Raw genomic sequence first — 3,578 nt, 5'->3', positions numbered from 1 at the left:
ACATAAAGATGTGAGGATTTTTTTATTTTATGATATTATAGTGAGTGGAGTTTGTTACTACTAGTTGGGGGGATTCGGAGTGCAAGAAAATCAAAAAGTTTATGACATTACGATCATCGGTGGCGGTCCTGCCGGTCTATTTACTGCCTTTTACGGAGGAATGAGACAAGCATCAGTGAAAATCATTGAAAGCTTGCCACAGCTAGGCGGTCAATTGTCAGCCCTTTATCCGGAAAAATACATTTACGATGTTGCCGGTTTCCCAAAAATTCGCGCACAAGAATTGATAAATAATTTAAAAGAACAGATGGCTAAGTTCGAACCGACTGTTGCTCTTGAGCAATCTGTTGAAAAGTTGGAAAAGCAAGAAGATGGCATTTTTATATTAACAACGAATAAGGAAGTCCACTATTCCAAAACAATTATTATTACTGCTGGAAATGGTGCTTTCCAACCGCGTCGCTTAGAGCTTGAAAGTGCTGCACAATATGAAAAGAAAAATCTTCATTATTTCATTGAAGACTTGAATCAATTTGCTGGTCAAAAAGTGGTTGTGTTTGGCGGTGGGGATTCTGCGGTCGACTGGGCACTGATGCTCGAGCCAATTGCAGAAAAAGTAACCATTGTTCATCGAAGAGATAAATTCCGTGCCCATGAACATAGTGTGGAAAACTTGTATAATTCCAAAGTCGATGTAAAGACTCCTTATGTTCCTGCTGAATTAATCGGGGACGAAAACGGAATTAAGCAAGTTGTTCTCGAAACGGTAAACGGTGAAGAAAAAGATACGATTGATGTTGATGCCGTCATCTGTAATTATGGATTTGTTTCATCACTTGGACCAATTAAAGAGTGGGGCCTGGAAATCGAAAAGAACTCCATTGTTGTTAATTCAAAAATGGAAACGAATACACCAGGAATTTATGCAGCAGGCGATATTTGCACATACGAAGGGAAAGTAAAATTAATTGCCTGCGGATTTGGTGAAGCACCGACTGCCGTAAACAACGCTAAGTCCTACATCGATCCAAAAGCAAAAGTACAGCCTTTACACAGTTCTTCTATGTTTAATAAATAAGAAAAGCGGAAGTACCCGTTTTCGCGTATCGACTGAAGCACTTTGACTTATCGTAGGGAAAAGGCCGAAGTACATTAGCCGCTGGGTACTGGAGCTAGACCGTTTTCAAAGTTCAAAAATATACTATCTTTACTTAAAGGAAAAGGCGTCCAATTGGGCGCCTTTCTTTTTTTTGAATAATTAACATTCCTCCGGTTTACCAACTTCCGTTGCCGTTCGGAATGATGAACCGCAGCCGCACGATGCGATGGCGTTCGGATTATCAATGGTAAATCCGCCGCCCATCATTGACTCTTTATAATCAATTTTTGTACCTTGAAGAATAGCTGCACTCTCTTTATCAACTAGCACTTGGATCCCATGCTGCTCGAACTGTAGGTCATCCTCGTTTACCTCATGATCAAAGCCCATGCCGTAAGATAGGCCGCTGCAGCCTCCTCCTTTTACGCTAACCCGTAAAAAAGCACCCTCTTCTTCATTATGCTTCATCATATCTTTAATGTGGAGTGAAGCTGCTTCTGTTAAAATAACTAATTCTTTGCTCATTATTTCTCCTCCTTTTTCTGAGGCTTTTATTATAGTATATACACTTGATATCAAGGACTCAAATGTTTAGATTCTTCTTATTATCATATGATACATATATAAAAAGGGAGCGGCATGCTCCCTTTCATTAAAACATTGGATTCTCATCGAGATACTGGTAAATGTTATCAACCAGCTCATCAGGAGTGCTTCCTGTTACAACTTCACCATTAACAAGGGCATATAGAGTCATAGCACATTTCCCGCAGTAGCCGAGGCATCCATATTCAATAATATCCAAGTTAGGATCTCTTTGTAGTTTTTCAAGTGCCTTTTGAGCACCGTTTGCTAGGTTGCTAATACAAAATTCAATGATAGGTTTAAACAATACTTTCACCTCTCCATACTTAATTATCCTACTCTATTTAACAGATTGCGTCAAATACCATGTTTATGGCATTTGTGTCAAGAATAATATGAAAAATGTTGTTATTTCGACACATTTTAGATATACTCTTATGTGGTTATAGAAACAGAATATTATCTTAATATATTTAACATTTTTTATATGAAAACGATTTAAAACAAAGGGGAAATTTAAAAATGAAAAACCTTGTCATTCTTGGTGGGGGTTATGGAGGAATGAAGATTTTGAACGAACTTCTTCCCAACCATTTACCGGAAGACGTGATGATTACTCTAGTCGACCGTGTTCCATACCACTGCTTAAAAACGGAGTATTACGCATTAGCCGCAGGAACCATTTCTGATAAAGAAGTACGTGTTGCTTTTCCCGAACATCCTTGTTTAGAGGTAAAATATGGGGAGGTAACTGGCATCGATACAAATGATCGAAAAATAAAAATGAAAGATACTGAACCGCTTGCCTATGATGACCTGATTATTGGTCTTGGCTGTGAAGACAAATATCATGATGTACCAGGAGCGGATCTGTTCACTTACAGTATTCAAAGCATTGAAAAAGCACGCCACACCTACTCAGTCCTAAATAACCTTGGCCCTGGTTCTGTTGTAGGGATTGTCGGTGCTGGTTTAAGCGGGGTAGAATTAGCGAGCGAATTAAGTGAAAGTCGAGAAGACTTGAACATTAAATTATTTGATCGTGGGAAACATATTCTTTCAGCGTTCCCGGAGCGCTTAAGTAAATATGTTGAAAATTGGTTTGTAAGAAATAATGTGGAGATTATCAACAATTCCAATATCACCAAGGTGGAAGAAAATCGGTTATATAATCATGATGAGCCTATTGATTGTGATGTAATCGTTTGGACAGCTGGAATTCAAGCCAATGAAATTATCCGCAATATGGACGGGGAAAAAGACCGCTTGGGAAGGATGATCGTAACTCCTCACCATCACCTGCCAACCGATGAACATATTTTTATTGTCGGGGACTGTGCAAGTTCCCCGCATGCCCCTAGTGCACAACTAGCAGAAGGACAAGCGGAACAAATCGTGGAAGTATTAAAGAAGCGCTGGAATGGTGAAGAATTACCTGCTACATTCCCGCCAATTAAATTAAAAGGCATTCTTGGCTCTCTTGGAAAAAAACAAGGCTTTGGGATGATGGCAGACCGTGCCATCACCGGACGCGTCGCCCGTTTATTAAAATCGGGGATTCTGTGGATGTATAAGTTTCACAATGGATGATCCAAAGAAGCATTTCTATTTAACTGAGGGATTCCTTTTTTAGATGCAAAACAGTTAAATGACATAGAAAATGGCGTGCTAAAACTGCTTTCAGTTTTAGCACGCCATTTTTAATAGTCATATTGACTAAATGATAATCAAATTAAGGTTTCTTCTTATTTCAACTAAAGCACCTGATTCTACAATAAGAAAAAAAACGCCGATAATGGCAGCTAATTATTATGTGGATTTGCCTGTTAATAGTCCGAATGCGAGGCCTATTCGGACAGGATATGCAGGAAATTCACTTGTCTTGTCCGAATCC

At 39.1% G+C, this 3,578-nt stretch carries 4 protein-coding genes; 2 read left to right on the top strand and 2 right to left on the bottom strand.

Translation table 11 applies throughout. The features are described from left to right. The first annotated feature begins 79 nt into the window (after window positions 1–79). Window positions 80–1,078, top strand: coding sequence for an NAD(P)/FAD-dependent oxidoreductase (locus V7150_RS05150; RefSeq protein ID WP_335514378.1), 999 nt, complete (start codon window positions 80–82; stop codon window positions 1,076–1,078). Window positions 1,079–1,258: 180 nt separating this feature from the next. Here the strand turns inward: V7150_RS05150 and erpA are convergent, their stop codons facing one another. Beyond that, window positions 1,259–1,624 carry an iron-sulfur cluster insertion protein ErpA gene (gene erpA, locus V7150_RS05145; protein ID WP_335514376.1) on the bottom strand — a complete coding sequence of 122 codons (366 nt, stop codon included), beginning with the start codon at window positions 1,622–1,624 and terminating at the stop codon, window positions 1,259–1,261. A 127-nt stretch (window positions 1,625–1,751) separates the two neighbouring features. Then, window positions 1,752–1,991, bottom strand: coding sequence for a YuzB family protein (locus tag V7150_RS05140; protein WP_283920037.1), 240 nt, complete (start codon window positions 1,989–1,991; stop codon window positions 1,752–1,754). 215 nt (window positions 1,992–2,206) lie between these two features. Between V7150_RS05140 and V7150_RS05135 the strand changes: the two genes are divergently transcribed. Next, complete coding sequence (locus tag V7150_RS05135) at window positions 2,207–3,274, top strand: NAD(P)/FAD-dependent oxidoreductase (protein WP_335514374.1); 1,068 nt, start codon at window positions 2,207–2,209, stop codon at window positions 3,272–3,274. Window positions 3,275–3,578 lie beyond the last annotated feature (304 nt).

This window comes from Neobacillus drentensis, from assembly GCF_036965245.1.
GTDB lineage: Bacteria > Bacillota > Bacilli > Bacillales > Cytobacillaceae > Neobacillus > Neobacillus drentensis_G.
This window is presented reverse-complemented; position numbering and strand designations above follow the sequence as displayed.

What these genes read in the sequence shown, in the direction of transcription:
- erpA (WP_335514376.1), bottom strand. Translation starts at nt 1,624, where the DNA reads ATGAGCAAAGAATTAGTTATTTTAACAGAAGCAGCTTCACTCCACATT.
- V7150_RS05135 (WP_335514374.1), top strand. Translation starts at nt 2,207, where the DNA reads ATGAAAAACCTTGTCATTCTTGGTGGGGGTTATGGAGGAATGAAGATT.